Source organism: Acinetobacter sp. USHLN143, assembly GCF_037145695.1.
GTDB lineage: Bacteria > Pseudomonadota > Gammaproteobacteria > Pseudomonadales > Moraxellaceae > Acinetobacter > Acinetobacter fasciculus.
Map to the genome: position 1 here is coordinate 1 of NZ_JBBCWZ010000259.1, position 310 is coordinate 310.

1 pseudogene is annotated in these 310 nt (G+C 36.1%); it reads right to left on the reverse strand.

Annotation, left to right across the window (positions count from 1 at the left end):
• Positions 1-310: pseudogene (locus WFH18_RS17985) on the reverse strand (transposase); the annotation flags it as partial.

Here is a 310-nt window from a genome sequence, read left to right on the forward strand (position 1 = left end):
AATAGCATTGGCATTAAACTGAGGAGAAACGACGAGTAAAAGCTCTCCATTTTCTAACTGTAGTGCACTTATATATAGTTTCACCCGACCAACCAAAATCCGTCGTTTACGACATTCAATTTGACCAACTTTAAGATGGCGAAATAAATCACTAATTTTATGATTCTTTCCTAAATGATTGGTGACAATGAAGTTTTTTTAACACGAATGCAGAAGTTGATGTCTTGTTCAATTAACCATGTAAACCACTGCTCACCGATAAACTCTCTGTCTGCGAACACATTCACAATACGGTCTTTACCAAAAATGG